A 24,995-nucleotide genomic window follows, 5' to 3' on the forward strand; every position below is an offset into this window, starting at 1 on the left:
TTTTTGTAATATAATGTTCACCAAGAATTTCTTTGAATGCATAAGCATCTGCTGCAAGGTTATCTTTGACAAAGCCTGTCACAGCAGCTTGGTCGAGCTCATACATTTCCTCGATTTTCTTTTGAGAAAAGCAGCTCTTCTTTTGTCAGTAGATTGGCAAGAGAAGGCGGCTCTTGTGGCTGTAGCTCTTTGCCAAGCACTTGCTGTAATCCTTGTACATACATATTGAGCGAGCGACTGCCAACAATTTTCACGCCTTTATTTTCTTCGTTAATCATAATGATGGTAGGGAAGCCTCTTGCACCAAGCTTGCCTGCAAGGGCAAAGTCCTCGTTTAACATTTTATGACCAATTGGGCTTTCCGCTTCTTCCACAATAGCTTTGCTATCAAGCCCCATTGCATCAACGATATTTGCTAATACAGCTAAGGCAGAAACATTTTGATTAAACAGAAAATGTCATCCTCGTCAGCAACATCGCAGATACCTGTTTGTAAATCACACATCATATTTTTATTAGTCATGGAAGTGCCTCCTCATTAGCGTATTCTATTTGCTTTCTAGCTTTATTGTAGTAATAATAAAAATACCAATAGATGATGAGATATGTTGTTTACCCAACAGATTGGCAAAATTGTTGAAAAAGTAGGAGGGGCATGATGACGCAAGAAAAAATCGATCCTCGTGTGTTGCGTACAAGAAAATCTATTATGGATGCATTTATTGAGCTTTCCACTAAAAAGGAATTGAAAGATATAACGGTTAAAGATATTACAACAGAGGCTATGGTGAACCGTGCAACCTTTTATGCACATTTTGAAGATATTTATGATTTATTAGAAAAAGTGCTATCAGAAGTGTTTTTAATCAATTTAGATCACCGTATTTTGGCTGAAAATACATTCAATGAAGAAACAGTCATCAGTATTTTTACAGCGATCACAAACTTTCAGCGCTCCCTATCATCACGCTGTCATCGTGGCTATGAAGATACGATTGCCCGTATCATTAGAGATCAGCTGGAGGTTATTTTTGATAAGCTGTTAGCTGCAAAGCATGCAGAAAAAGATGATGACATCGTTAAAAGAACGACAACTATGCTAAGCTGGGGGATATACGGCGCATCAGTAGAATGGCGAAAAAATAGTATGCATATATCGCCTGAAGTGTTTATTAAAAAGGCGATCCCGTTTATTTTTGGTGGGGTTGAGCTTTCATATGTGGGAGGTGATGGGGATGTTTGAGGTAACACCATATCCAACCTTCTCATGGTCGCTATCACGCCATAAAACATTGACAGGCTGTGCGCGCAAATATGGCTATGAATACTATTTTTCACATAATGGCTGGCTTCGCTACAATGTTGAGCCCTTTCATCAGCATGTCTATCGTTTAAAAAAGCTCCAGCCAATGCCGATTTTATTTGGGCAAATTGTCCATCGCTTTATTGAGCAGGCAATAAACGACTACCTACAGACAGGCACAGCTTCTACGGTAGAGGAGCTAGTGCAATATGCGCGAGGACAGCTAAATGCAGCATTTATTGACTCAACACGTTATACGGAGCAATGGCGACAAAAGCCAACGAAATATTATATGATGCAGGAAATTTACTACTATGGCAAGCTCCAGCCTGCTGTTATTCAAGACTATAAAGAGCGTTTACAGCTTGTATTTAAGCATTTTTTAAGCAGTGCAACATTCCAAGAAATTACCGCGCATAAAGGCTCCTTACGCATTGGCGAGCCTGAGCAATTTCGCTCGATGAAAATGGACGGTATCCAAGTATTCGTTGTCATGGATTTTCATTATTATAATGAACAAACGGATAAATGGGTCATTATCGACTGGAAAACAGGTGGAGAATCGGACGATGACCGCCAGCAATTAGCGCTATATGCTTATTATGTGCAGCAAAAATATCGTGTATCATTGGCGCAAATCGAGGCGTATAATGAATATTTGCTAACGGGTAAACGTAAAAAATATCAATTTACAGATTTTGATATGGCTAATCTACTCCATACATTTCAGCATAGCGTGTTGGAAATGAAAAAATACCAAGCCGATATTTTTGCTAATGAGCCTGTAGACCTAGAGGATTTTGAGCAAACAAATGAGAAGTGGCAATGTCAAAACTGTAATTTTAGGGAATTATGTAAAATCTGATAAAAAAAGCAGAGGGGAGCCTTTGCTTTATTTTTTTGGTTCTTCACCAAAAGCCGTGGGTGACAAAATCAGTGACCTATTTCTAAACGTAAACGAAGAAATAAACGGTTTTCATTTCGATAGCCAAAACCACGTCTTTTAATAAGTTTAATTTTATTATTCGTTCCTTCCATCATGCCATTTGATAGCGGTGAAATAATGGTATCTAGCAATGCTTTTTCACGTGTACTCAATGTTTTTGCGATTTTAGAAACGGCACTACAAAGATGAAATTGATACCGTTTAAACCATTCTGTTAATCGTCGTTTTGCTTGTGTCATCGTTGTTGCTTTTAGTACATAACGCATATGATTCAATGCTTGATAAATGTATTTTGTAGGCAAATCTTCCTGATGCCACTGTGCAACAAATCCACGTTCTTCATCCGTTAATTGTTCAGGTTTTCGTGCCAAACAACGGTCAATGAATCGCGATTGATGATGCTTTTTGGCTTCTCCTAAATACCGGCGTCTTCGCTGCTGGGCATCGGTGAAAAATTGCACGAGATGAAAGCGATCCAGCACATGAATCGCAGTGGGATAAACGGCTTGTATCGCATTCGCCATCGCTGGAGCGAAATCACTGACCACCGCACGAATTGGACCTGTTACTTTTTGTAAAGCAGTGGTAATAGCGTCCTGATTTCGATGAGGAACAATTGCCAAAATACGACCTGAGTCGGCATTTAAAACACTGGTCGCATAATGATGTCCTTTGCGCAAAGCGAACTCGTCTACACAAATAGTAGTGGCGATTTCATCCGTTAATTCATTAGCTGCCAGCAAGTAATACCAACGCTCAACCGTCGTGTAGGGCAGTTCATATTCACGTGCCACATCAGCAATGGAACGCCCGTGGCAACGCCTTACAAGTTCTTTACGAAACATAGCTGAAGACGCTTGGATAATTCCTAAACCGAAGTCATAGGTAAATGTGAGGTCGCAAGCAACACAACGATGACGTGGAATCGCCATCTCAATCCAAATAAATCCGAGGTGCCAAGCATAGCCATGACGAAAACGACGTAATGTTTGCGCATGACGAATCGTTTTCCCTTGGCAAATTGGACATGGCACTGAATAAGCACCTACAGTAGCAGGAAATACATTTGGTTCTTCGTCAGATGGAAAAGAAACTTCGAAAAAAGATGGTAACGGTAATAGCATTTTGATAAACTTGGAGTACAAAGCGAAAACTCCTCTCGTGGTTTGTCTCGACAACAATTACGATACGTGAGTTTTCGCTTTTCTTCTATAGAAAATATGAAATTATTGAATTAATAGAAAGTCAACCACAAGTTATGGTGAAGAACCATTTTTTGCGATAATAGTAAATTTTTAGTAGGTTGAGTTTGGAAAGATAATACCATATACATATTGTGGAAAATATGAGGTTTTATATAATAACAAGTAACACTATAAAGGAGGAGTATCGTAGAATGAAAAAGCTATTCATAATGTTTATCACAGTTGTTTTCTTCGCCAGTGTACAAATGCTCACACCAGCCAAGGCCGCAGCATCCACGGTTTCAGCCTTTGAAGCCTCAAAGCTTGTTTTTAATGAACACTTTGTCGCAGGGAACCATCTAGGAACAGATCATAGCACCTCACATTATATGCGCTTAGCGATTGATATTGGCTTTTTAAGCGTTTATACTTCTCAGGCAAAAAATAAAAATGATGCCACATATGCAACGGCACTGGCAAAATTAAATCAGGCAATTGATACATTGTATACAGATGTTTCGTCAAATGCGAATAATTATGCCAATAATGCCTTCCAAGACCCAGGCACTGCTCAAATATTTACAGCGTCTATTTTAGTGAAAAAATTCAATATGTCTGATTTAACAGCTACAAGACAGACAAGAGTGAATTACTTATACAATAATACAAAGTCGTGGCTCAATAATACGTATAACAATAAGCTCGTGAATAATATGACGCAAACATTCCGTCAAGTAGTGGAAAGCCAAACGACAAACGCAAGTGGTGATGCACCATTTTCAGTGAATATTGTTGCTTTATATGGCGGCGCATTAGCATTAGATTCTGACTTTTTATTTAAGCAATATGGTGTTAATCAGCCAACAGATTATCCTTTTAGAAACAATATTGCGAATATTGGTAACTATATTAAAGCCATTAATTTCGGGAACTATACAACGGAGGGGCGTTTAAGCCATGTTGGAAGTGTACGTAATTATGTGGATGCAGGGTATATTAGCTGGCACGGTAAAGGACTAGCATTAATGGCACATGGTACGGTTTATACACCGAGCTTTGCTACTAGACCAAGCTCTGTATTTATGACAGAGGCAGATGCCATTGCAAAAGGTTTCCAGACCGTATATAGTAAGCATAATTATATACCAGAGCAATTTTATGGCTTTGGTTCAAGCGTGAAAGTATCGACAAATAGAAGTCAATGGTTATACCCATTAACATGGACAGGCAGTCAGCAAACAGTCAATTGGCTAGATGCCATTAATCGACCAAGCGGCTCCTATAGTGGACCTGTCATTGTAGCTGTTGCAAGGCAGGATACACAAGCGCTTCATCGAGCAATTGAGGGGCTAACAGGCGCTATGCTCAAAGGCTTGTATTTTAATCAATAGGCTTTAACAAGTCACATCGACATCGGTGTGACTTTTTTATCTTGGTTCAGCAATTTTTTTGTATCGGCAGCATTAGTAACAGGTTGAAGGGAGGTGTAAATAGCATGAAAAAAGTAACAAGGTCTATATTGTGTATGCATTAGTGAGCGGGCATCCGTTTCATGAGATTATCGTAGGCTGCTTTAGCACATATGACAAGGCACAGCAAGAAAAAGTGCAGTATGCCATTGCACGTATTCAAGAATTTGAGGTAAAGTAGATGATCAATGACTTAACAATGGAGAAGAGGCTGGGACAGAACTCGTTTTATTGAGAAAATCAAAAATGAATGTTATTTTGTGATTTATTAAAGTATATGTGTTCTAATAACGCAAAAAAATGTTAGACCAAACTTGTAAATGGTCTAACATTTTTTCTTTTGTCCCAGCCTCTTGTTGCAGTTATTCTTCAATGGTTTCAGCAAATGTTTTACGTCCTGGGCTAATTTTATTAATATGGATATCAATTTTACGAATAGAGTCCTCGGTTAGGGGAATTTTGCCATCCTGTTCTACCTTTTTCCATACCTTTACATTATTCCGATAAAGATATTCGGATAAGCGAAAGACATCTGTATCCATTTCCAAGCCTTTCTTAAAGGTATCCATAATTTCTTTTTTGATTTCTGCGCTTACTTTCTCTCGCACCTCATCAGATGAGAGCTTACCCTTAAAGCCATTTAAAACAACATTAAATTTTAAAAGCACATCAAATGCTGCTTGATTATTATGCACAATGGGCTTTACGTTCACGCTTAGCTTTTTAATATCAACGGTTAAATGATCTTGCTCGTCATTATTTAACTGGACGGTTACTTCTGCTTGATTTGTTTCATCGCTCATCCATTCAATGCCTCTAGCTGCTTGCCCTTTAATAAAGCCTTTGAAGCTATCTTTGGACAGCACACCAACACCTGAAAAGCTCGTTTCTGTTGTATCCTCCTGCTCTGTTTCCCAGTTTTTATTGATGGTCACATAAGGAATGCTAATCTCATAGCTTGGCTCATTTAAGCCAATCACAAGCTGTCTTAAATTAATAGGATCAACAAATGAATTTTGCTCTGCAATATTTTTAGGATTACTTAGCTTCGCAGCGGTTGGTGACCGTTTTAATAATGGCGATACTAATAAAACATCCTCGATAGGGTCTTGTGTACAATATACCCAAATATGATAGCGTGTTTCCCGAAAGCGTAAAAATGTATCAATCACCGAAATGGCATGCTCATTTTGCAGGGCTTTTTCAGAGAATAGCAGAAAGGTCATATGCCCCCAAAACACGTCCTGATCCATGGAGCGATATAATTTATAAATGGCTTCCTCAACTGTTTTCCCTCTTGCTTGCCCAATTTCAGTAGGCGCAGCATCAGGGTTCGCCTGCTCTGTTTTGGCAACAGTGGCAAAGTTGATAATTTGTAAATAGGTTATATATTCATTATCCTCGTAATCAACGCCAACACCTCGTACATAATACATTCGCTGCGGCTCTGTCACGTCCCAGCAACCTGTTAATAGCAACGTTGCAACTAGCATAAAAATCATCATTGCGATATTTTTTCGGCTCATATATCTCCCTACTTTGCAAAGTTCATATACTTTAGTGTGGACGAAAAAGCTATGTATTATAAGCCAAAGTAGCAGAAAAACCGAGCTATTCCATCAAAGCTCGGCTTTTCTCTTATTAATGGAAATATTTCTCGACACGCTGTACAACTTCATTGGCAGAAAGTCCATCCGCATCAATAACAGGCCCAGCCATCACAGGATCGCTAATGCCCATTACATCTCGGTCTTGCCCTGTAATAACGCAAGCATCACAGCTTTTAGCATCCTCTTCATTGCGTAGCTGAATCACTTCATAGCCCTTTGCCTTTAAAGCATCCTCAATATTTGATAAGGATTGTTCAACACCAATAATTTTAGACATGCTTTGTCCACCTCCTACAACTAATGTGCCATTTCTTCTTGCTTCTTATGCATTTGGCATCGTCTAAATAAATTGCCTCACTGATTGACTAAAATGTGTATAGAATGTCTAGCTTAGTAAAAAGGGAGGATGAGGTATGTATTCCATCGCCAATTTTAAAATACTTGTTGACAAGCAAGCAGAAATAGATGCAATTTATCAGCAGTGTACGCAACTTATTGAATCAACGGTTACACCCAAATTACATGTAGAGGCGGAGCGCTTGCTAAAGCTTATGGAAGATAGGCTATCAAAGCAGGGCTTTACGGTGACCAAGACATCCACGGGCTTAATTGCCAACTATCAGGAGGCAACGGTTAATGTGGATCAGCATTCAAAAAATTTAGAGGAATGGTTTTATATTAATTTAAATAGCTATGCCGAAGATCAAGTAGGCATTGTTTTAGATATAGCACCCATAATGTTGTCGAAAATATCCAATCAGCTAGATGGGTATACAGATATTATTGAGCAAATGACAGATACGTTAAAGCAAGCGAAAAGCCTATACAAAGCTTGCACAAATCCAACATTTATTTATAAAACCCAAGATAATAAAGTGTTTCAGTCTGTGCAGGATGTGGTGGATTATTATTTTCAAGCATAAAGGGAGAAGCCACTCTATGCTTGAAGTAGGAGTGCATCGTCTAAATGTTTTCACAAAATAGACATATGTAGTAGCTGGAAGACATAAAGATATAGAGGACAAACTATAGGCATGGTTGGTTCTCTATATTTTTTGATATGGAGAATGATAAAGGGTGCTTCCTAACTATATTTGTTAAAATCTATCAATACACAACTATATTTCACGAATATTTAATAAAAAATTGATATATTCAAAGATATAGGTAATTTGTAAGGATGGTTGTTTACCGTAATTTGGGTAATAAATAATAAAATAGATGGAGTTTTGTCGCAGCTATTTTCGGTTATAGTGCTAATATGAGCATTAATTCATACAATGATTAAAAAGTTTATAGGTGAGGGGCTGGGTGACATGGAGCAATATAGCACAGCTTATTTTCAAAAGCTAGATTTACTAGCAAGCTTATATGCAGGGCAAGCCGCTTTAAAACATTCCATACCAACGGAGAAGATTAGTCAACTGGAGCGCTATCAACAAATTGAAGCGGCAATTACGAAATTAAATAATGAAATTCGCTTGATTGAGCAGACGATTTTACGATCCGCCCGCTCTATCGAAAATTGTTAATAGCAGCTCAACCCATGCAAACCATTGCATGGGTTTTTTGATGGGCAAATGAGGCTGGGACAAAAGAAAAAATGTTAGACCATTTACAAGTTTGGTCTAACATTTTTTTGCGTTATTAGAACACATATACTTTAATAAATCACAAAAATAACATTCATTTTTTGATTTTTCTCAATAAAATGAGTTATGTCCCAGCCTCTGCTAAGTCTATTGAACAAGTGCCAGTATAAATTGATCGCGATCTGCTTCCTCCTGCATTTTACTATCAGCAAGCATTGCACCTGATTGGACGCTTGTCATATCTTTATCTACAAGAAACTGCACATTGACTTTCGTTACTTTATTATCAACAGGACAATCCCCCTTGAATTCGACTACATCCTGCCCCTTTTGTGTTTCAAAATAAACCCAATATGGATTTTCACAGGCAGAGGCAAAGGCATCCTCTAATGTTTTTGTACTATTTTCATAGGAATAGCTTTTTACATATGTAATATATTCATTGTCCGTTATATCTTTTTGCGGACCATAAAAGTACCAAAATACCCCTAAAATTGCAATAGGTATAATCCATAATATATTCCTTTTACTTAATTTTCTCATTGCAGCATCCCCCTTTATAAGCATATTTTAACACCTTTTTGCTAGCTTACAATAATATTTTTAAAGAAGGAAAAGTATTCCATGCAAGCTGGTTATTTGGTACAGTGAATATAATAGAACGAAAGGAGTGATAATTCGATGAAACGTTCTGCATATTTACTCAGCAGTATATTATGTAGTAGCTTACTATTTACAACTGTCCAGGCTGATGCAGCAACAACTGATCGTCCAACGATTTCGATAAATGGTGCGCAGCAGGCATTACAAGGAATAATTACGCCAAGCGGGCATACACTTGTCCCATTTAAAGAGTTTTTTGCCGTACTAAATATGAAAGTAACCTTTAATAATGACACAAAAACCGTTGTGGCAACAAATGATCATACAACACTGTCGCTTACTGCTGGTAAAAAAGCAGTGTTGCTAAATGGCAAAGAGGTACAGCTTCAACAAGCACCACAAATTATCAATGGTCGTATGTATGTGAATTTGCGCTTTATTGCTGAAGCTCTTGGTGGAACGGTGCAGTTCGATCAAAAGCAGCGAGGAATCTCCATTGAATTTCACGATATCGAAAGCTTAACAGCCATTTGGGCACATGCCTTAAAAACAAGGGATGGTATGCCGCGCTATCAGATGATGTCAGACAAGGCTAAGGAACGATTTATGCAGGAGCAACTCCATGTAAATGGGGAAGAAGGCAAGTTTGTAATTGGTGTATCAAGCCCATGGGTTGTTGCGTTTGATTTTACGATCGATGATATGACCGCAACGATTACATATAAAACGACAACAAGTGAGCCTGCATTTTATCAAACAAAGGAAATCTTAACATTTATCGAGGAAAATGGTCAGCTAGTGGTCGATGACTATCAAACCATTTTTGAGGATCAGCCGATCAATTAGGGCATACTATAGTATGCTAAGAATAAGAGGCTGTCTGGAGAGATAACTCTTTCCAGGCAGCCTCCTTTCTTGCTATAGAGAAGAAAGGAGGTTGCCTATGCACAACAGAAAACGTGCCTTGCTGCTAGTCATTGTACTTCTTATTGCAGCTTGTCTATTATTGATTGGTATAAGGATGCAACCAGCAAAAGAGTCAGCGCCGCCTCCCGTTGAAGAGGATACGCCGAATCATCAGGCATTGATTCAGGAGGTTGCAAGCTTGGCGAAGGAAGGGAAAGTGCCAGCAGTGCCATTTGTAGTGGGCGAGGCACAGAAAAAAGCCGTTTATCAGCAATGGGGAGAGCCTCAGCAAGTAGCACAAGCAGCAGGTGGCGAGTATGAGGAGTATGTCGATCAGCAGGTCACAATTGGCTATCAAGGAACACGTGCCTTTGATATTCGCTCCTTTCAAGCCGATATACAAGCCATTGATCTAGCAGCAATTCAGCAAACAATGGGTGAGCCTGATGAAGTCCGCTTTTATCAGGATGATACAGCAGATCAAATCATTTTAGTTTATCAGGTAACGGACATATACCAGCTAAAATGGATTTTGCCAAAGCCAACAGATGCCAATGCAAATCCTGTTGTCCATCATATTTCTGTTTATACAGCATTAGAGGAGGATATTGTGGAGCAGATGAGCTTAGATGAAAAAGTTGGTCAAATGCTATTTGCAGGTGTGTCAGGTACAGCACTTCAGCAGGACACAATAAACCTGATTCATCAGTTGAAAGTGGGCGGGCTTATTTTCTATGCCAATAATCTAGCAACGCCTGAGCAAACAGTAGCACTAATCAATGCTATAAAGACTGAAAATGCCTCTAATCGTTTCCCGTTGTTTATTGGCACAGATCAGGAGGGCGGTGCTGTCACAAGGCTACCAGGTGGTCTGACAAACCTCCCAACCAATCAAAAAATTGGGGAGGTTAATGAAGCGCAATTTTCCTATGAGATTGGTCAATTGCTAGGGAAGCAATTACAGGCATTTGGCTTTAATCTTAATTTTGCTCCTGTGCTTGATGTTAACAGTAATCCCAATAACCCGATTATTGGCAATCGTGCGTTTGCAAGTGAGCCTGCTATTGTGAGTAAGCTAGGGATTCAAACAATGAAGGGGCTAGCAGCGCAGCAGGTGATTCCAGTGGTGAAGCATTTCCCGGGACATGGTGATACAGCGGTGGATTCTCATTTAGCATTGCCCAAGGTGACAAAAAGCTTGGCAGACCTACAGCAGCTAGAGCTTATCCCATTTAAGACCGCCATTGAGAATGGTGCGGATGTGGTCATGGTGGCACATATATTATTGTCAGAGCTTGATGCTCAGTATCCTTCCTCGATGTCAACGGACATTATTACAGGCATTTTACGCAATCAGCTTGGCTTTGATGGTGTTGTGATGACAGATGATATGACCATGAAGGCAATTACCAATCATTTTGATATGAGGCAGGCGGCAGTGAATGCTGTGAAGGCAGGCAATGATATTGTGTTAATTGCCCATGAGTATGGCAATGTGCAGGTGGCTATAGAGGCAATAAAGGCGGCTGTTGCTAATGGTGAGCTCACTGAGGAGCGCATTGATGACAGTGTACGTAGAATTATTCAGCTCAAGCAAAAATATGGGCTCAGCAATAACCAAGCAGCACCAGTTGATATTAATAAGCTTAATACAGCGATTAATCATGTTTTAAATACGTATATGAAATAGTAGAGGGGGGACTAAACATCCCCCTTTTGATAAATAAGCTGCACAACACCAGAGGAAAATGCTTTTGTTTGGATAAGCGTTAGCTGAAGTCGCTCCGTAATATTTGTAAATAATGGCTTGCCTTCACCTAAGACAACAGGGTGAACAGAGAGGCGAAATTCATCGATAAGCCCTAAATTAATAAATGTTGTAATCAAACTTGCCCCACCATAAAGCCAAATATTTTTGCCCTGCTTTTGTTTAAGCTTGAACATTTCCTCGGCAATATTTTCGTGAATAAGGGTAACATTATGATGCTGGTCTTGCAGTGTGCTGGAAAAGACGTACTTGCCTTTGCTATGAATAAGTGACCAAAATTGTTTGTCTTCCTCATTATTAGTATCAGGTGTATATTGCCCCCATGCCTCATAGCTTTTTCTGCCATATAAAATCGTATCAATCTCATGTAAAAAGCTTGTAAATTCCATATCAGGCTCCATAATACACCAATCCACTTCGCCATTTTTACCTTCAATAAAGCCATCTAATGTAACCGCTAAATCTAATATGATTTTTCTATCTGCCATAGTTACGTTCCTTTCAATTTTAATCTAGCATTCATCATAACAGCTCCTTTGAAACATTGCGAATTTCTTAGTATAATAAAGAACAAACATTCGGGTAAGGAGCGGTCATTCATGAAATTTATTTTAGCGGAGAAGCCCTCTGTTGCGAAAAATATTGCAGATGCCTTGCATATTAAAAAGAAGCAGGACGGCTTCTTTGAGGGCAATGGCTATATTATTTCGTGGGCTTTTGGGCATCTTTTACAGCTTTATGATGCGAAGGACTATGATTCAAAAATGGCAAAATGGCAGATGGAGAACTTTCCATTTATGCCAGAGCACTTTCGCTACAAGGTGAAAATGGATGCGAAAAAGCGTGGTAAGGAGGATGCGGGCGCAAGAAAGCAATTACAAATTATTCAACGCCTAATTAATCGTTCAGATGTACAGATGATTATTTCAGCCTGTGATTTTGATCGTGAGGGGCAAATTATTGGAGATAGTATTATTTATCAGCTAAATCGCCAAAAGCCTGTGTACCGTTTGCTATTAAATGAATGGACAGCGGATGAGGTGCGTAAAGGGCTGGCGACGATCAAGCCGAATAGTGAATTAAAGCCATTGCAGGATGCAGGGGTAAGCCGTCAATGGGCGGACTGGCTGATTGGCATTAACTTAACATCTGTTGCGACATTAAAATATCAGCAAGGCACAGGTAAAGCGTTAAACATTGGGCGTGTGCTTTTGCCTACATTAAAAATCATTTATGATCGCGATCAGGAAATCGAACGCTTTGTCCCTGAGGACTATTTTAAATTAGCCGCACAATTTAGCACCGAGGATGGGCGAGCCTATGAGGGCATTTATTATGAAAATAAGGTCGATAGGTTTAAAAATAGAGAGGATTTAGAGCGTATTGAGCAGGCGCTTGATCAGCAGCAAGCCATGATTGTGGATAAAAAGGTAGAGCGTAAAAAGGAATATCCACCAATGCTCTTTAATTTATCGAATTTACAGGGCTTTATTACAAGTAAATATAAGGGCTGGACATCTGATAAGGTGCTTAAAGTGGCACAAACACTTTATGAGAAAAAGTATATTACGTATCCTCGTACAGCCAGCGTCGTGTTAGAGGAAAGCTTAGTGGAGAAAACCGCTAACGTGCTGGAGCGTCTAAAAGCAGGCTTACCGTATGAGCATGAGATTCAGTTTACAAAGAACAAGCGAATTTTTGACAATGCAAAAGTGGAAAGCCATAGTGCTATTATTCCTACATATGTGCTACCGAAATCATTAGCAACAGATGAGGCAATTGTTTATCAGGCTATTAAAAACCGTTTTATGATGCAGTTTATGCCTGTTGCAGAATATGAGGAAACACGTATTACAACGAAGGTGCAGGAGATACCGGGAATTTTTGCGACAAAGGGGAGGGTGCAATTAGTAGAGGGCTGGAAAAAGGTTGAAGCCATTGCCTCAACGGATATTATTTTGCCACTTGTGCATGTTAATGAGCCTGTTCATATTACGGAGCATCAAATTACCAAGCATGTAACAACACCACCTAAGCGCCATAGCGAAAAAACATTGCTGCGTGTAATGGAAACATGTGGAAAGGGTGTGGATGACCCTGATACAATGGCGGCTATTTTAAGCGGCTATAGTATTGGCACACCTGCTACACGCGCCGAAACGATTAAAAAGCTGCTGACGGTTGGCTATATCACCATGGACAATAAAAGCTTAGTATGCACAGAGCTTGGGCGCAATTTAGTGGAAACCTTTCCTGTGAAAGATTTATTTGATTTAGAATTTACAGGACGGCTAGAAAAAACATTGGCTGACATTGAAAAAAGAAGATATTCCAAAGAGCAGTTTTTACACTTTATTTGCCAATTTACGGTTCAAGCTGTGCATACCATTAAAAGCAGCGAGGATGTGCTATTAACGAAGGTCACACGTACAAAGAAAAAATTTGAGGCAGTTGGCAAATGCCCTCTATGCGGCCATCAGGTCATTGAAGGGCAGAGGGGCTTCGGCTGCAGCAATTGGCAAAATGGCTGTCCATTTGTTATTTGGAAAAACGATAAATTTCTTGTAGCCTTAAAGAAAAAGCCAACGAAAACAATGGTAAAAGCCTTACTTGCCAAAGGGACGGTGCTGGTGAAAGGCTTAACAAGTAAAAAAGGGCAGAAATTTGATGCCTATTTACAATATACAAAACATGCAGATAACAATTATTTTAGCTGGCAGATGCATTTTCCAGATAAAAAGCAATAGCTATTGCTGAAAGGGATTGTCCATATATGGTCCCTTTATCGTAAGTCGCATAAGCTGTGTCGCCATAAATTTGGGTGTATAGGGCATATCATGCTCAAGCCACCAAATAATGACCTCAAGAAAGGCAGCGGCATAAAAGCGCACAGCCATATCACGCGGCACAGTAAGCTTCTGATCATTAGGCTCCATTAAAGCAATACCGTTTGCTACAAACTCAATAATAATGTCCTTTAAGCCAGCCGCAAAATACGGAATATTTTGCTCTGTTAAATAAACCTTATAAAGCTTGCTATTAAGCGCAATTTGCTCAAATAGATGCATAAATGTTTCATGTGGCTGGTCATAATTGGGCAATAAATTAACTTCCTTTTTTTCTCGCACGGTTGGCTGAATACTGCTTACTAATTCCTGCAAAATCTCCGCTGAGCTTTGATACAGTAAATCTAGCTTATCACGATAATGTAAATAAAAAGTGGCACGGTTTAGGGTTGCACGCTGTGTAATATCCTGCACCGTAATTTTCTCATAGCCTTGTTCATCAATTAATGCCACTAATGCATCTCTTAATAATTGGCGTGTTCTTCTTACACGAGGGTCTAATTTTTTCGACATTTTCATGCTCCTTGTATTAAATTTAATTGTTTGACAACAGATGGCTCGAAAATGTTGTCAATGCGTCATAAATGGCGTGAGTGTTGTTTGCCCTTTGTGCGTAAAAGGTTATAATTATATTAACGACACAGTGTCGATAATACAACTAGTTGTTAATGTATTCACGGATTGTTCATTTCTAAAAGAGAAGGGAAGTTTTTTAGATGGGTCGTTTAACTGGAAAAGTAGCAATTATTACAGGTGCAGCCATGGGTATGGGTGCTTCAGAGGCAAAGCTTTTTGCACAAGAAGGAGCAAAGGTCATTGCAACAGATGTGCAAATTGAGCCACTGCTGGGCTTAGTCGCAGATATTAAAGAAAATGGTGGAGATATTATTGGTCTTCAGCATAATGTAACGTCTGAGGATGAATGGAAGGCCGTCATTGCAGAGGCAGTAAAGGCTTATGGCAAAGTCGATGTGCTTGTCAACAATGCGGGCGTGTCATCACCAAAAACAATTGCTAATATGGAAATGGATGAATGGAATAAAGTCATGGATATTAATTTAAATGGCTGTATTATTGGCATGAAATACGTTATTCCTGAAATGCAAAAGGCTGGCGGCGGTTCGATCATCAATATTTCTTCTATTGGCGGTATTGTTGGAATGGCTGGAACAAGCCCATATACAGCTGCAAAAGGAGCGCTACGTGTGCTTTCGAAATCGGCTGCTATTGAGTACGGCAAAGATAAAATTCGCGTCAATTCGGTTCACCCAGGAATTATTGTGACACCAATGACAGCCCCTACTATGGAGGAAGGCGGCGCACTGCCTTATTACCAAGCATATACGTAGCTACCGTACTTTGGTGAGCCTGAGGATGTAGCATATGGCGTTGTCTTCCTTGCCTCTGATGAATCACGCTTTATGACAGGCGCAGAGCTAGTCATTGACGGCGGCTGGACAGCAATTTAATCATATAGATGAAAAAACTAGGCATCATACTGAGATGAGCCTAGTTTTTTTATGGACAAAAGAAGCGAATACTCGCGGAGCATGAGCGAATATCCGTGAAGCAGAAGTAAATACTCGCGAATCGAAGCGAGAGCAATCTCCTTTATAGTCCCCCATGCTTTATTAAAATCATGATAAACACAAACATCGTTATGCATTGTGCATATGATAGGAAGAGTAAGCGTTTTCTTCATTAACATTATGTGAACATCCTGAAAAAAATGCATAAAAACCTTAACTATTTCAAATGAAATCCGTATAATAAATCAAATAGTACGAAAATTGTCCATTTTCTCGATAAATTGCGTGAATTTTTGAAATTGTATTGACGTGGGAAATGATAATTTGTACACTGTGTAAAGTCAAATGTTTTTTATAGGAATACAATTAATTTGAAAAAGTTAGGATTTGATAGATATGATCGTATGTAAATTTGGTGGAACATCTGTAGCAAGTGCAGAGCAAATTCAAAAGGTAGCAAATATTGTGAAATCGAATCCAGCACGTAAAATCGTTGCTGTTTCAGCGCCGGGGAAACGCTCTGGTGACGATATAAAAGTAACAGACCTATTAATTCAATTAGCAAATGCAGCGTTGCAAAATGAGGATATCGAAGAAAAATTACAAACAGTTGTGAATCGCTATAAGGCGATTGCAGACGGCTTAGCATTAGACCATGCTATTTGTGATATTATTGCTGAGGATTTACGTGAACGTGTACAAGGTGATAAAGCGAATATTGATTTATTTGTCGACAGCCTTAAAGCAGCAGGTGAAGATAATAACGCGAAGCTTATTGCCGCCTATTTTAATGCAATCGGTATGCCTGCTCGCTATGTAAGCCCGAAGGAAGGTTTGGTGGTCAATGATTTACCAGAACGTACCTTTGCTTTACCAGAGGCATATACAAATTTAGCGTCATTAAAAGATACAAAAGAAATTATTGTGTTCCCTGGTTTCTTCGGTTACACTAAAGCGGGCATATTGCGAACGTTTGACCGTGGCGGTTCTGATATTACAGGCTCTATTTTAGCGGCAGCCGTTGAAGCAGAGCTTTATGAAAACTTTACGGATGTAGATTGTGTGTTCTCTGCAAATCCGAAGGTTGTTAATGATCCAGTGGAAATTAAAGAAATTACGTATCGCGAAATGCGTGAACTATCCTATGCAGGCTTTTCGGTATTCCATGATGAAGCGTTAATGCCTGTCTACAAGATTGGGGTGCCAGTGAACATTAAAAATACAAATAATCCTTCAGCCCCAGGTACACGTATTGTACCAAGCCGCCCTGCAACAGGTCGTCCTGTTACAGGTATTTCGGCAGACAGTGGCTTTTCAACATTATATGTTTCTAAATATTTAATGAACCGTGAAGTAGGCTTTGGACGAAAGCTGCTTCAAATTTTAGAAGATGAGCATATTTCTTATGAACACACACCATCTGGCTTAGATGATATTTCCGTTATTATGCGTTCGAATCAGCTAACACCAGAAAGTGAAGCACGTATTCTTAGCCGTGTGAAAGAGGAGCTGCATGCAGATCACGTAGAGATGCGCCATGGCTTCTCAATGATTGTGATTGTTGGAGAGGGAATGCGCCATAATACAGGATTAGCTGCTCGCGCTGCCACAGCGATTTCAAGAACAGGCGCAAACATTGAAATGATTAATCAAGGCTCGTCTGAAGTAAGTCTTGTGTTTGGTGTACTTCAGGAATATGAAAACCGCATTTTACAAGCGCTATATGAAGAGTTTTTCGCGCATGCAAAGGCTTAACAACAATAACCACACTAATCCAAGGCTTTCTAGCTTGGATTGGTGTTTTCTTTTTGCCAAGAATACGGTAAAATCGAGGGCATACATAGTTGGGAGGGTCTTCGCGTGAAAAATTTATCAATCGGGATGCTATTTTCCGTAATCGGGATACTTTTTGTTTGTTTAACGATTATGGATATTTTGCCATCATCCACAAAGACGATGAAAATTGTTTATATAGCCATTGGATGGGTCTTTATTATTATCGGCTCTGTTATTCGCTTTAAGCATCTAAAACAAAAACAATAACAGCGCTGTGCAAGCATAAATAATTTAAGTATAATATGAGAGCATCAACAGTACAAATTCTTCTTGTAAGAATTTGTTTTTTTATATTCCGTTCTAGACGGATAAAAAGGAGATGAGAAGATGCCCATACTTGGCAAGGAGCATATTGAGGTTTTCGACAACTATATTGCACTGCGAGTTGCTTCACCACTCAAGGTTGTATCCTCAGCGATGCATAACCCCGGCTTTGGCTACTATACACATTTAATGAACCGTACAGTGCCAATCACATATGATGAAAGACAGCCCCATCAGGAGTACCAGCAATTTTTGCAGGCACAGGGCTTTCCAATCGACAATACGGTGGCAATGATGACGGCTGTACAAGCGAAATTTGCGACCGTGCGAGAATTTACATATGAAGGTATCCAGATTGTTATTATGATTACAGCAGGGCTTGGTAATGCGGTTGATATTACGCGCGCATTCCATCGAGAGGAGCAGTACCATGCAGGCACGATTAATACATGGGTGCTCATTAATGGCAAGCTGTCTGATGAAGCATTATTTCAGGCAATGATTTCGACAACAGAGGCAAAGGTCAAGGCAGTAGTGGATGAAGCAATCATAGACCCTACAACGGGCACACAGGCTACAGGCACTTCAACAGATAGCTTGCTTATTGCCTCTACAGAAGAGGGCGACTACCATCAATATGCAGGGCCTATTACGCTGCTTGGCAAGGTGATTGGCTATGGCGTTTATACAACAATGCGTGAGGCAATTGCCCGCTATAAACAAGATAAAGAGGAGAAGGCACAATGTTGACACTGATCATTGCCTGTCTAATAGGGCTGTTATTCGACTTAGTGGTAGGGGACCCGCCAAGGCTGCCGCATCCTGTACGCTGGATTGGTAAGCTGATTCAAGCGCAAACGGCTTTATGGAATAAGGGGAAATGGCGTAAGCTACGTGGTATGGTGATGGCGTTGGCTGTTGTGGGCACAACGATGTTTGTGGTGACCCTCATTGTACTGCTAAGCTATCAAGTAAGCCTGCTTTTTGGCATTGCGGTAGAAGGGCTGCTCATTGGCATTGGCTTGGCACAGCGCAGCCTAAAGGAAGCGGCGCTGGCGGTATATGAGCCGCTTGTACAGGGCGATTTTGCCGAAGCACGTGTCAAGCTATCATGGATTGTAGGGCGTGATACCGATCAGCTTGGCGAGGATGAAATTGTCCGTGGCGTGGTGGAAACCGTTTCTGAAAATACAAGTGATGGTGTAACGGCTCCGCTTTTTTATGCATTGCTCTTTGGCGCAATTGGCTTATGGGGCTATAAGGCTGTCAATACGTTAGACTCCATGGTTGGCTATAAAAATGAAAAATATCAGGACTTTGGCATGTTCTCGGCGAAGCTGGATGATGTGTTAAACTTTATTCCAAGTCGTCTAACAGGCTTACTTATGGTGCTAGGTACAAAAAATGAAACAGACTGGTCGCTTGGCAAGCGCTTAAAGCGTTGGGTTCAGGATGCAAGGAAGCATCCAAGCCCTAATAGTGGCTATTTAGAGGCAGCAACGGCTGTACAGCTTGGCGTGCAGCTTGGAGGCAGAAATAGCTATCAAGGGGTTATTTCACATCGTGCATTAATGGGAGAAAGGCTAGTGCCGTTAACGAAGGAGCATATTGTCACATCCATTACGCACATGCGTATGGCTACGTGGCTCTTTATGCTTGTCATGGTGGCAGTGGAGGTGTTGATCTATGTTATTGCCTAATCATGGCGCAAATCCACAGCATGTTTATCAGCGATTAGGCTTGCAGATGCCAAAGGAGGTCTATGATTTTAGTGAAAATGTCAATGCCGCAGGACCACCAGCCTTTGTGGAGGCATGCTGGCAAGCATTTTATCCATTGCTTCAGCGTTATCCAGACCCAAATGGCGAGCCATTTCTAACAAAGGTGGCAGCCTTTCATCAGGTGGCAAAGGATAGGATTGTACTAGGAAATGGCGCAGCAGAGCTGTTTAATGCGCTGGCAAGACGCTATGCACAGAAGCAGGTTATTGTTGTGCATCCAACCTTTTCGGAATATGAGCGTACACTGCGTGCTGTCGGGGCAACGATTATACCAGTAATTGTGACGGATTTTATGGCGTATACATTGCCAATGGAGCAGCTTAAGCGGGCAATGGTGCAGGCAGATGCACTTTATCTTTGTACGCCTAATAATCCAACAGGGGTATTGCCTACAAAAGAGGACATAGAGGCATTAATAGCGTATGGAGCCGCAGTTGACTGTGAGCTTGTGCTGGATGAGGCTTTTATGGATTGGGTGGACGAGTCATCTTCCATGATTCAAGCTAGCGCTAAAAATCCACATGTCATTGTGGTACGTTCCATGACGAAAATGTATGCGATTCCGGGCTTACGGCTTGGCTATTTAGTGGCACATCCACCAATTGTAGCGACATTGCGAGAGGTGCTACCGCATTGGAATATAAATGCCTTTGCACTAGTAATTGGAGCAGGCTGCTTGGATGAGCAGCACTATTGTCAGCAGGCAATTGCCTATGCTGCCACACAGCGGGAGCAACTTCAGCACTATTTACAGGGCAATGGCTGTCAGGTGACAAATAGTGTAACCAATTATGTATGCTTCTCGTTGCCGAAAGACCAGCGGGCGGATGACTTTTTTACATATTGTTTAGCAAAGGGCGTTGTGCTACGCCATACCAAAAACTTTCAGGGCTTACAGGGGCAATGGTTCCGCATTGGCATCAAGGATGTAGCAGCGATGACCTATTTATATCATTGCTTACAAGCATGGTTTAATAAGGGGAGAGCAATGTGACAACTTTTTATTTAGTAAGACATGGTGAAACCGTGTGGAATCAGGAGCAGCGCTTACAGGGCTGGCTAGATTCACCATTAACGGCTGCTGGCAAGGAGGCTGCACAAAAGCTCCAGCAGCAATTACAGTCCATTCCGTTTGTGGCTGGCTATAGTAGCTCAAGTGGTCGTGCTAAGGAAACAATGGCAATTTTAACGGCGACGCGACAGTTACCTATCTATTATGAGGAGCAGTTACGCGAAATCTATTTGGGGGACTGGCAAGGGCAGCGAATTGAAGATATTATGACGACAGATCGGCTGAATTATGAACGGTATACACATGACCCTGCACAATTTATAGCAACACATACGGAAAGCTTTAGTGCTGTGACAGCACGAGCTATGTCTGTGTTAGAAAAAATTGCTAAACGGCATAGGAATCAGCCAGTGTTGCTTGTGTCACATGCCGTTACGATTAAATGTATTGTCAATGCTATTTTACAGCGCGATATTTGTGAGCTATGGGCAGCACCCTTTATCCATGGGACAAGTGTGACGGTTATTGCTTATAAAGACCAGCAGTGGCTTGTGAAAGAGATTGGCAATATCCAGCATTTACAGGAGGTGTGAGAAATGCCACTTATTTTTATAGCAGGCGGTGTGCGCAGTGGTAAATCCCAATTTGCTGAACAAATGGCAGCACGCTATTGCCAAGCACAGCGGTTTATTTATCTTGCCTCTGGTGTTGCCTTGGATCAGGAGATGCAGCAGCGCATTTTACGTCATCAGGCAGATCGGCAAGCACAGCCTATACATTGGCACACGGTGGAGGCCCCCTCTGCAATAGCGGATGCGCTTGCTGAATGCAAGGCTGGCGATATTGTGCTATGGGATTGTGTTACAACATGGCTGGCAAATATTTTTTATGAGGGCTTTGATGATGGTACACCTTGCTTTGCACAGCCAGGCTGCTTAGATAACAAGCTTGCACAGGTCAAGCAGGCAATCGAGGCATTGCTAGCACAAGATATTGTGCTGCTTGTTGTGTCGAATGAGCTGTTTGATGAGCCGCCCTATGCAAGCCATGAGGTGGAGCTTTATCGACAAACGCTGGGGCAATGCCATCAATGGTTTGTCGCTACCGCACAAGAAGCCTATGAAATCCATTATGGTATTGCGAAAAGATGGAAGTAATCGAGAAGGAAGGCAAAAAAATGAAAACGATATGGTCTAGCCTACTGCTAGCATTTCAATTTTTTACGGTATTGCCTGTACAGAAAGAGCTGCCATTAAATAGAGCCACCATTACAGGGATGTTTGCCTGCCTACCGTGGATAGGGGCTTTGATGGGTGCAACTGTAGCCGTTGTTCTTTACGGTCTAACACAGTGGACGGCAAGCAGTGATATACTGCTAGCCTTTATTGTGCTGGGGCTCTTTGCCTTATGGACAGGTGGCTTGCATTTAGATGGCTTTATTGATATGGGGGATGCTTATTTTTCGTATCGGGATCGTGAGAAGCGGCTGGAAATTTTAGATGACCCACGGGTGGGGGCATTTGGTGTATTAGCTGTGCTATTTTTATTATTAGGGAAGTTTGTTATTTTGCATGAGCTTTTTGTCCAACAGCAATTTGCTCTATGGATGGCTGTATTCGTACCTTTTTTAACAAGGATTGGGATGAGCCTTTATTTTTTATCGCTGAAATGTGCGAAGGATAAAGGGCTTGCCTATTATTTTCAATCACATATTCATGCAAAGGCATTAACAGGCTGGATGCTAGTATCTCTTATACTGGGGCTAGCGCTTGTACTCGTGATCACAAAGCTGTCAATCGTGCCTGTTATACTTGTAGTGGTGCTAGCGCTGGCCTTGCTGCTATTTCGCCAGTTTACTGTGCGTAATTTTGGCGGTGTATCAGGTGATTTACTGGGCGCTTCAATTGAAGGAATGGAGGTTGTGCTATGGGTGACATTGTTACTGTGCGCTTAATTCGGCATGCACCAACAACTGCCAATATAGAAAAACGCTATCTTGGCTGGACGGATGCACCATTGGCTAATCCAATGGCACTCACTGTAATTGATGATACCGTTCAACAAGTGTATGGCAGTGATTTACAGCGCTGTCAAACAACAGCGTCGTATTATTTTCCAAATGCCAGCTATTGTGCAGATGCAAGATTGCGAGAAATGCATTTTGGGGCATTTGAAGGCAAGACCTATACGGATTTACAGGCACAGCCCCAGTATCGTGCATGGCTCGATGACCCTGACCAGACGCCACCGCCGCAGGGCGAGCGCTTTAAGGCATTTACCGCGCGTGTACTAGATGGCTTTTATGCTTTGCCAAAGGATGAGGATCACTATTATCTTGTCGTTCATGGTGGAGTGATTCGTGCCTTGCTTGTAGCATTTGCTCCAACGGAACAGCCCTTTTGGTCGTATCAGGTGTCGCATGACCAGCAATTTATTTTAACATTTACGCGTAAGGCTTGGGAGGAGGGAGCAAGATGCATATCTTTATTGGTGGAGCCTATAATGGCAAAACCGACTATGTAATGCGTTACTATCAACAGCAGCACGTTGTACTGGTGGATGGTGCAATACCAAAGGAAGCGCCAGCGTGTGACGTGCTGGTGCTGAAAAATTTAGAAAAATGGCTGGTAACACAGTCGTTAGAGGATGATTCGCCACTTATTCAAACGATGCTGACAGAGCTACGGCAGCTAGCGCAGCAATGTACATTGGCGGTGATTGTGACAGATATGGGGCGTGGCGTTGTGCCAATGGACAAGCAGGCACGGCTATTACGGGATACCTGTGGTCGCTTCTATCAGGCTTTATTTGCGGAAGCGGAGCAGGTTGTTCGCATTTGGTATGGCATTGGTGAGTCTATTAAGGAAAAGAGGGAATGACATGGAGCGACAAAAGCTGGTGAAATGGGTACTGGCAGCAATGGTTGCAGCAATTTGTGCGGTGGGGGCAATGATTAAAATTCCATTATTTATCATGCCAACGGTTGCGCTTGACTCAGCGCCTGCCTTTTTAAGTGTTGTTTTTTTATCGCCTGTGCTAGCGGGAGCGGCAGGACTAATTGGGCATTTTATAACAGCATTAACAGCAGGCTTTCCACTAGGTCCGTTGCATCTTATTATTGCTGCTGAAATGTTTGGTGTTGTGTGGCTTTTTGGGGTGATGCATAGAAGGGGGATGCATGTTTGGAAATGGCCTGTTGCCTTTCTGCTAAACGGTGTAGCTGCACCATTGCCGTTTTACTTTATCATTAGCCCAGCATTTTTCTGGGGAGCGCTTGCCAGCATTTGTGCGGCAACAGCGATTAATTTAGTGATAGCTGCTATCGTTATGCCTGTATTAACAAAGGTTTTAGTGCGCAAGGAAGGTAGCCTATTATGAGAAATGCCATACAGGTAGGAAGCCTTATTGCGACAATGGATAATGCGGCAGCCATCGGGCAAAAGCCACAGGATATTGTAGCAGCATCAGATACATTGACAGCCTATATGACAGCGCGTGTTACCTTTTTAGAGCAGCTTGCCGCACAGGCTTTGCCTACGCATATTTTGCTGGCGAATTTTTCGGGAGATGCCGCATGGTCACGTTATCTAGCAGGGATACAGCAAGTTTTTGAGGAAGCAGGGCTTGCCTGCCCTACCATTGCTGGGAGCACAGAATCCAATATGCCAACTAGTCAATCAGGCTTAGCTATTACAATGCTTGGGGAGCCACAGCAGCGTGCAGCCTTTCAGCGTGAACGGCTGAGCTGGTATACATATGGCTTACCGCTTGTGGGGGCAGAGGTACTAGCACAGCCTGAGGATGTTGCACAGCTTCAGCCGATTTTTCAAGCATGGCAGTCAGAAATTGTGCAGCAAGTATGGCCTGTTGGGTCAAAGGGGCTACAGGGGGAATATAGCCGTCTTTTTGGACAGATGGTTGTGGACAGTCCGTTGGATGCAACTAAATCAGCAGGCCCATGCACCGTTCTTTTACTTGGTATAGACCCAGCAAAAGAGCAGCAGGCACAAAAATTTTTCCCTAGAAATTTTGCAAAACTGCATTGCCATCGGGCTTGAGTTGAGCCAAAGCATAACAAGGGGCAAAACACCTATTGCAACCCTAAACACAATATGTTAGATTTGTTTAGGAATCAAAACACTATATATAGTATGTTGGACAAACGGTACCAAGATGGTTTAAAAGGGAATTCGGAGCAAGTATGCTTGTAAGCCGAAGCTGTCCCCGCAACTGTACGTGCTGACAAATAATCAAGGAGCCACTGTTTTTTTAATGGGAAGGCGATTATTTGGAGGAAGCATAAGCCAGGAGACCTGCCGCATTGTTCAAGACAGCAACACATTCTT

At 41.4% G+C, this 24,995-nt stretch carries 28 protein-coding genes, 1 pseudogene and 1 riboswitch; of the genes and pseudogenes, 22 read left to right on the forward strand and 7 right to left on the reverse strand.

Annotation, left to right across the window (positions count from 1 at the left end; genetic code table 11):
- Positions 1 to 98: 98 nt before the first annotated feature.
- A complete protein-coding gene (locus MHB42_RS08640) occupies positions 99 to 398 on the reverse strand; it encodes a hypothetical protein (protein WP_340805525.1) in 300 nt (99 codons plus the stop codon).
- 260 nt (positions 399 to 658) lie between these two features.
- Here MHB42_RS08640 and MHB42_RS08645 point away from each other — a divergent pair, with 260 nt between their 5' ends.
- On the forward strand, positions 659 to 1,243 hold the full coding sequence (locus MHB42_RS08645) for a TetR/AcrR family transcriptional regulator (protein ID WP_340808566.1): 585 nt from the start codon (positions 659 to 661) through the stop codon (positions 1,241 to 1,243).
- Positions 1,236 to 2,168, forward strand: a complete 933-nt coding sequence (locus MHB42_RS08650; protein WP_340805526.1) for a PD-(D/E)XK nuclease family protein — start codon at positions 1,236 to 1,238, stop codon at positions 2,166 to 2,168. Before MHB42_RS08645 ends, MHB42_RS08650 begins: the two co-directional genes overlap by 8 nt.
- 68 nt (positions 2,169 to 2,236) lie before the next feature.
- Here MHB42_RS08650 and MHB42_RS08655 read toward each other — a convergent pair whose 3' ends face one another.
- Positions 2,237 to 3,373, reverse strand: a complete 1,137-nt coding sequence (locus MHB42_RS08655) for an ISL3 family transposase (protein WP_340804888.1) — start codon at positions 3,371 to 3,373, stop codon at positions 2,237 to 2,239.
- Between the two features lie 272 nt (positions 3,374 to 3,645).
- Here MHB42_RS08655 and MHB42_RS08660 point away from each other — a divergent pair, with 272 nt between their 5' ends.
- Both MHB42_RS08660 and MHB42_RS08665 read left to right on the forward strand, forming a co-directional pair.
- Positions 3,646 to 4,824: a hypothetical protein gene (locus tag MHB42_RS08660; RefSeq protein ID WP_340805527.1), complete on the forward strand. Its 1,179-nt coding sequence runs from the start codon at positions 3,646 to 3,648 to the stop codon at positions 4,822 to 4,824.
- A 130-nt stretch (positions 4,825 to 4,954) separates the two neighbouring features.
- On the forward strand, positions 4,955 to 5,083 hold the full coding sequence (locus MHB42_RS08665; protein WP_340805528.1) for a hypothetical protein: 129 nt from the start codon (positions 4,955 to 4,957) through the stop codon (positions 5,081 to 5,083).
- Positions 5,084 to 5,264: 181 nt separating this feature from the next.
- Here the strand turns inward: MHB42_RS08665 and MHB42_RS08670 are convergent, their stop codons facing one another.
- Together MHB42_RS08670 and MHB42_RS08675 are read right to left on the reverse strand one after the other, a co-directional pair.
- Positions 5,265 to 6,428, reverse strand: coding sequence for a Ger(x)C family spore germination protein (locus MHB42_RS08670; protein ID WP_340805529.1), 1,164 nt, complete (start codon positions 6,426 to 6,428; stop codon positions 5,265 to 5,267).
- 115 nt (positions 6,429 to 6,543) lie between these two features.
- Positions 6,544 to 6,789 (reverse strand): YkuS family protein, encoded by a 246-nt coding sequence (locus MHB42_RS08675; protein ID WP_340805530.1) that lies wholly within the window; start codon positions 6,787 to 6,789, stop codon positions 6,544 to 6,546.
- Between the two features lie 136 nt (positions 6,790 to 6,925).
- On the opposite strand from MHB42_RS08675, the gene MHB42_RS08680 reads away from it, so the two are divergent.
- Complete coding sequence (locus MHB42_RS08680; RefSeq protein WP_340805531.1) at positions 6,926 to 7,435, forward strand: hypothetical protein; 510 nt, start codon at positions 6,926 to 6,928, stop codon at positions 7,433 to 7,435.
- Positions 7,436 to 7,828: 393 nt separating this feature from the next.
- On the forward strand, positions 7,829 to 8,044 hold the full coding sequence (locus tag MHB42_RS08685) for a hypothetical protein (RefSeq protein ID WP_340805532.1): 216 nt from the start codon (positions 7,829 to 7,831) through the stop codon (positions 8,042 to 8,044).
- Between the two features lie 207 nt (positions 8,045 to 8,251).
- Here the strand turns inward: MHB42_RS08685 and MHB42_RS08690 are convergent, their stop codons facing one another.
- Positions 8,252 to 8,647: a glucosamine 6-phosphate synthetase gene (locus tag MHB42_RS08690; RefSeq protein ID WP_340805533.1), complete on the reverse strand. Its 396-nt coding sequence runs from the start codon at positions 8,645 to 8,647 to the stop codon at positions 8,252 to 8,254.
- Between the two features lie 138 nt (positions 8,648 to 8,785).
- Here MHB42_RS08690 and MHB42_RS08695 point away from each other — a divergent pair, with 138 nt between their 5' ends.
- Both MHB42_RS08695 and nagZ read left to right on the forward strand, forming a co-directional pair.
- Entirely contained in the window at positions 8,786 to 9,553 is a 768-nt protein-coding gene (locus tag MHB42_RS08695) for a copper amine oxidase N-terminal domain-containing protein (RefSeq protein ID WP_340805534.1), read from the forward strand.
- A gap of 97 nt (positions 9,554 to 9,650) precedes the next feature.
- Entirely contained in the window at positions 9,651 to 11,303 is a 1,653-nt protein-coding gene (gene nagZ, locus MHB42_RS08700) for a beta-N-acetylhexosaminidase (RefSeq protein WP_340805535.1), read from the forward strand.
- A gap of 11 nt (positions 11,304 to 11,314) precedes the next feature.
- On the opposite strand, the gene MHB42_RS08705 is transcribed toward nagZ, so the two are convergent.
- Positions 11,315 to 11,869 carry a dihydrofolate reductase family protein gene (locus MHB42_RS08705; protein WP_340805536.1) on the reverse strand — a complete coding sequence of 185 codons (555 nt, stop codon included), beginning with the start codon at positions 11,867 to 11,869 and terminating at the stop codon, positions 11,315 to 11,317.
- Between the two features lie 111 nt (positions 11,870 to 11,980).
- Between MHB42_RS08705 and MHB42_RS08710 the strand changes: the two genes are divergently transcribed.
- The gene (locus MHB42_RS08710; RefSeq protein ID WP_340805537.1) at positions 11,981 to 14,128 is read left to right on the forward strand and encodes a type IA DNA topoisomerase; all 2,148 of its coding nucleotides are present in this window, start codon (positions 11,981 to 11,983) and stop codon (positions 14,126 to 14,128) included.
- Here MHB42_RS08710 and MHB42_RS08715 read toward each other — a convergent pair whose 3' ends face one another.
- A complete protein-coding gene (locus MHB42_RS08715) occupies positions 14,129 to 14,740 on the reverse strand; it encodes a TetR/AcrR family transcriptional regulator (RefSeq protein WP_340805538.1) in 612 nt (203 codons plus the stop codon). It lies immediately after the preceding gene.
- Between the two features lie 203 nt (positions 14,741 to 14,943).
- On the opposite strand from MHB42_RS08715, the pseudogene MHB42_RS08720 reads away from it, so the two are divergent.
- The 13 genes and pseudogenes from MHB42_RS08720 to MHB42_RS08780 all read left to right on the forward strand — a co-directional run bounded on the left by MHB42_RS08720 (position 14,944) and on the right by MHB42_RS08780 (position 24,707).
- A pseudogene (locus MHB42_RS08720) lies at positions 14,944 to 15,696 on the forward strand (glucose 1-dehydrogenase).
- Between the two features lie 456 nt (positions 15,697 to 16,152).
- Positions 16,153 to 17,511: an aspartate kinase gene (locus tag MHB42_RS08725; protein WP_340805539.1), complete on the forward strand. Its 1,359-nt coding sequence runs from the start codon at positions 16,153 to 16,155 to the stop codon at positions 17,509 to 17,511.
- Positions 17,512 to 17,616: 105 nt separating this feature from the next.
- Entirely contained in the window at positions 17,617 to 17,799 is a 183-nt protein-coding gene (locus tag MHB42_RS08730; protein ID WP_340805540.1) for a hypothetical protein, read from the forward strand.
- A gap of 120 nt (positions 17,800 to 17,919) precedes the next feature.
- Positions 17,920 to 18,606: an adenosylcobinamide amidohydrolase gene (locus MHB42_RS08735; RefSeq protein WP_340805541.1), complete on the forward strand. Its 687-nt coding sequence runs from the start codon at positions 17,920 to 17,922 to the stop codon at positions 18,604 to 18,606.
- Positions 18,600 to 19,556 (forward strand): adenosylcobinamide-phosphate synthase CbiB, encoded by a 957-nt coding sequence (gene cbiB / locus MHB42_RS08740; RefSeq protein WP_340805542.1) that lies wholly within the window; start codon positions 18,600 to 18,602, stop codon positions 19,554 to 19,556. Before MHB42_RS08735 ends, cbiB begins: the two co-directional genes overlap by 7 nt.
- Entirely contained in the window at positions 19,543 to 20,631 is a 1,089-nt protein-coding gene (locus MHB42_RS08745) for a pyridoxal phosphate-dependent aminotransferase (protein WP_340805543.1), read from the forward strand. Before cbiB ends, MHB42_RS08745 begins: the two co-directional genes overlap by 14 nt.
- Positions 20,628 to 21,242 (forward strand): histidine phosphatase family protein, encoded by a 615-nt coding sequence (locus MHB42_RS08750; protein WP_340805544.1) that lies wholly within the window; start codon positions 20,628 to 20,630, stop codon positions 21,240 to 21,242. The genes MHB42_RS08745 and MHB42_RS08750 overlap by 4 nt, the downstream gene beginning before the upstream one ends.
- 3 nt (positions 21,243 to 21,245) lie before the next feature.
- Positions 21,246 to 21,806 carry a bifunctional adenosylcobinamide kinase/adenosylcobinamide-phosphate guanylyltransferase gene (locus tag MHB42_RS08755; protein ID WP_340805545.1) on the forward strand — a complete coding sequence of 187 codons (561 nt, stop codon included), beginning with the start codon at positions 21,246 to 21,248 and terminating at the stop codon, positions 21,804 to 21,806.
- 20 nt (positions 21,807 to 21,826) lie between these two features.
- Positions 21,827 to 22,603, forward strand: coding sequence for an adenosylcobinamide-GDP ribazoletransferase (gene cobS / locus MHB42_RS08760; protein WP_340805546.1), 777 nt, complete (start codon positions 21,827 to 21,829; stop codon positions 22,601 to 22,603).
- Positions 22,576 to 23,172, forward strand: coding sequence for a histidine phosphatase family protein (locus MHB42_RS08765; RefSeq protein ID WP_340805547.1), 597 nt, complete (start codon positions 22,576 to 22,578; stop codon positions 23,170 to 23,172). The genes cobS and MHB42_RS08765 overlap by 28 nt, the downstream gene beginning before the upstream one ends.
- Positions 23,124 to 23,528 carry a bifunctional adenosylcobinamide kinase/adenosylcobinamide-phosphate guanylyltransferase gene (locus tag MHB42_RS08770; protein ID WP_340805548.1) on the forward strand — a complete coding sequence of 135 codons (405 nt, stop codon included), beginning with the start codon at positions 23,124 to 23,126 and terminating at the stop codon, positions 23,526 to 23,528. Before MHB42_RS08765 ends, MHB42_RS08770 begins: the two co-directional genes overlap by 49 nt.
- A 1-nt stretch (position 23,529) precedes the next feature.
- The gene (locus tag MHB42_RS08775) at positions 23,530 to 24,027 is read left to right on the forward strand and encodes an ECF transporter S component (RefSeq protein WP_340805549.1); all 498 of its coding nucleotides are present in this window, start codon (positions 23,530 to 23,532) and stop codon (positions 24,025 to 24,027) included.
- A complete protein-coding gene (locus MHB42_RS08780) occupies positions 24,024 to 24,707 on the forward strand; it encodes a hypothetical protein (protein WP_340805550.1) in 684 nt (227 codons plus the stop codon). The genes MHB42_RS08775 and MHB42_RS08780 overlap by 4 nt, the downstream gene beginning before the upstream one ends.
- A gap of 88 nt (positions 24,708 to 24,795) precedes the next feature.
- Positions 24,796 to 24,985: riboswitch (cobalamin riboswitch) on the forward strand.
- Positions 24,986 to 24,995 lie beyond the last annotated feature (10 nt).

The organism is Lysinibacillus sp. FSL K6-0232, assembly GCF_038008325.1.
Classification (GTDB): Bacteria; Bacillota; Bacilli; order Bacillales_A; family Planococcaceae; genus Lysinibacillus.

Bases quoted from the DNA above. Each gene is read 5' to 3' on its own strand.
- MHB42_RS08640 (WP_340805525.1), bottom strand. From the start codon at position 398: ATGGGGCTTGATAGCAAAGCTATTGTGGAAGAAGCGGAAAGCCCAATT.
- MHB42_RS08660 (WP_340805527.1), top strand. From the start codon at position 3,646: ATGAAAAAGCTATTCATAATGTTTATCACAGTTGTTTTCTTCGCCAGT.
- cbiB (WP_340805542.1), top strand. From the start codon at position 18,600: ATGTTGACACTGATCATTGCCTGTCTAATAGGGCTGTTATTCGACTTA.
- MHB42_RS08745 (WP_340805543.1), top strand. From the start codon at position 19,543: ATGTTATTGCCTAATCATGGCGCAAATCCACAGCATGTTTATCAGCGA.
- MHB42_RS08705 (WP_340805536.1), bottom strand. From the start codon at position 11,869: ATGGCAGATAGAAAAATCATATTAGATTTAGCGGTTACATTAGATGGC.
- MHB42_RS08670 (WP_340805529.1), bottom strand. From the start codon at position 6,428: ATGAGCCGAAAAAATATCGCAATGATGATTTTTATGCTAGTTGCAACG.
- MHB42_RS08680 (WP_340805531.1), top strand. From the start codon at position 6,926: ATGTATTCCATCGCCAATTTTAAAATACTTGTTGACAAGCAAGCAGAA.
- MHB42_RS08655 (WP_340804888.1), bottom strand. From the start codon at position 3,373: ATGCTATTACCGTTACCATCTTTTTTCGAAGTTTCTTTTCCATCTGAC.
- MHB42_RS08780 (WP_340805550.1), top strand. From the start codon at position 24,024: ATGAGAAATGCCATACAGGTAGGAAGCCTTATTGCGACAATGGATAAT.
- MHB42_RS08710 (WP_340805537.1), top strand. From the start codon at position 11,981: ATGAAATTTATTTTAGCGGAGAAGCCCTCTGTTGCGAAAAATATTGCA.
- MHB42_RS08735 (WP_340805541.1), top strand. From the start codon at position 17,920: ATGCCCATACTTGGCAAGGAGCATATTGAGGTTTTCGACAACTATATT.
- cobS (WP_340805546.1), top strand. From the start codon at position 21,827: ATGAAAACGATATGGTCTAGCCTACTGCTAGCATTTCAATTTTTTACG.
- MHB42_RS08755 (WP_340805545.1), top strand. From the start codon at position 21,246: ATGCCACTTATTTTTATAGCAGGCGGTGTGCGCAGTGGTAAATCCCAA.
- MHB42_RS08645 (WP_340808566.1), top strand. From the start codon at position 659: ATGACGCAAGAAAAAATCGATCCTCGTGTGTTGCGTACAAGAAAATCT.
- MHB42_RS08725 (WP_340805539.1), top strand. From the start codon at position 16,153: ATGATCGTATGTAAATTTGGTGGAACATCTGTAGCAAGTGCAGAGCAA.
- nagZ (WP_340805535.1), top strand. From the start codon at position 9,651: ATGCACAACAGAAAACGTGCCTTGCTGCTAGTCATTGTACTTCTTATT.
- MHB42_RS08770 (WP_340805548.1), top strand. From the start codon at position 23,124: ATGCATATCTTTATTGGTGGAGCCTATAATGGCAAAACCGACTATGTA.
- MHB42_RS08695 (WP_340805534.1), top strand. From the start codon at position 8,786: ATGAAACGTTCTGCATATTTACTCAGCAGTATATTATGTAGTAGCTTA.
- MHB42_RS08715 (WP_340805538.1), bottom strand. From the start codon at position 14,740: ATGTCGAAAAAATTAGACCCTCGTGTAAGAAGAACACGCCAATTATTA.
- MHB42_RS08690 (WP_340805533.1), bottom strand. From the start codon at position 8,647: ATGAGAAAATTAAGTAAAAGGAATATATTATGGATTATACCTATTGCA.
- MHB42_RS08650 (WP_340805526.1), top strand. From the start codon at position 1,236: ATGTTTGAGGTAACACCATATCCAACCTTCTCATGGTCGCTATCACGC.
- MHB42_RS08685 (WP_340805532.1), top strand. From the start codon at position 7,829: ATGGAGCAATATAGCACAGCTTATTTTCAAAAGCTAGATTTACTAGCA.
- MHB42_RS08675 (WP_340805530.1), bottom strand. From the start codon at position 6,789: ATGTCTAAAATTATTGGTGTTGAACAATCCTTATCAAATATTGAGGAT.
- MHB42_RS08765 (WP_340805547.1), top strand. From the start codon at position 22,576: ATGGGTGACATTGTTACTGTGCGCTTAATTCGGCATGCACCAACAACT.
- MHB42_RS08775 (WP_340805549.1), top strand. From the start codon at position 23,530: ATGGAGCGACAAAAGCTGGTGAAATGGGTACTGGCAGCAATGGTTGCA.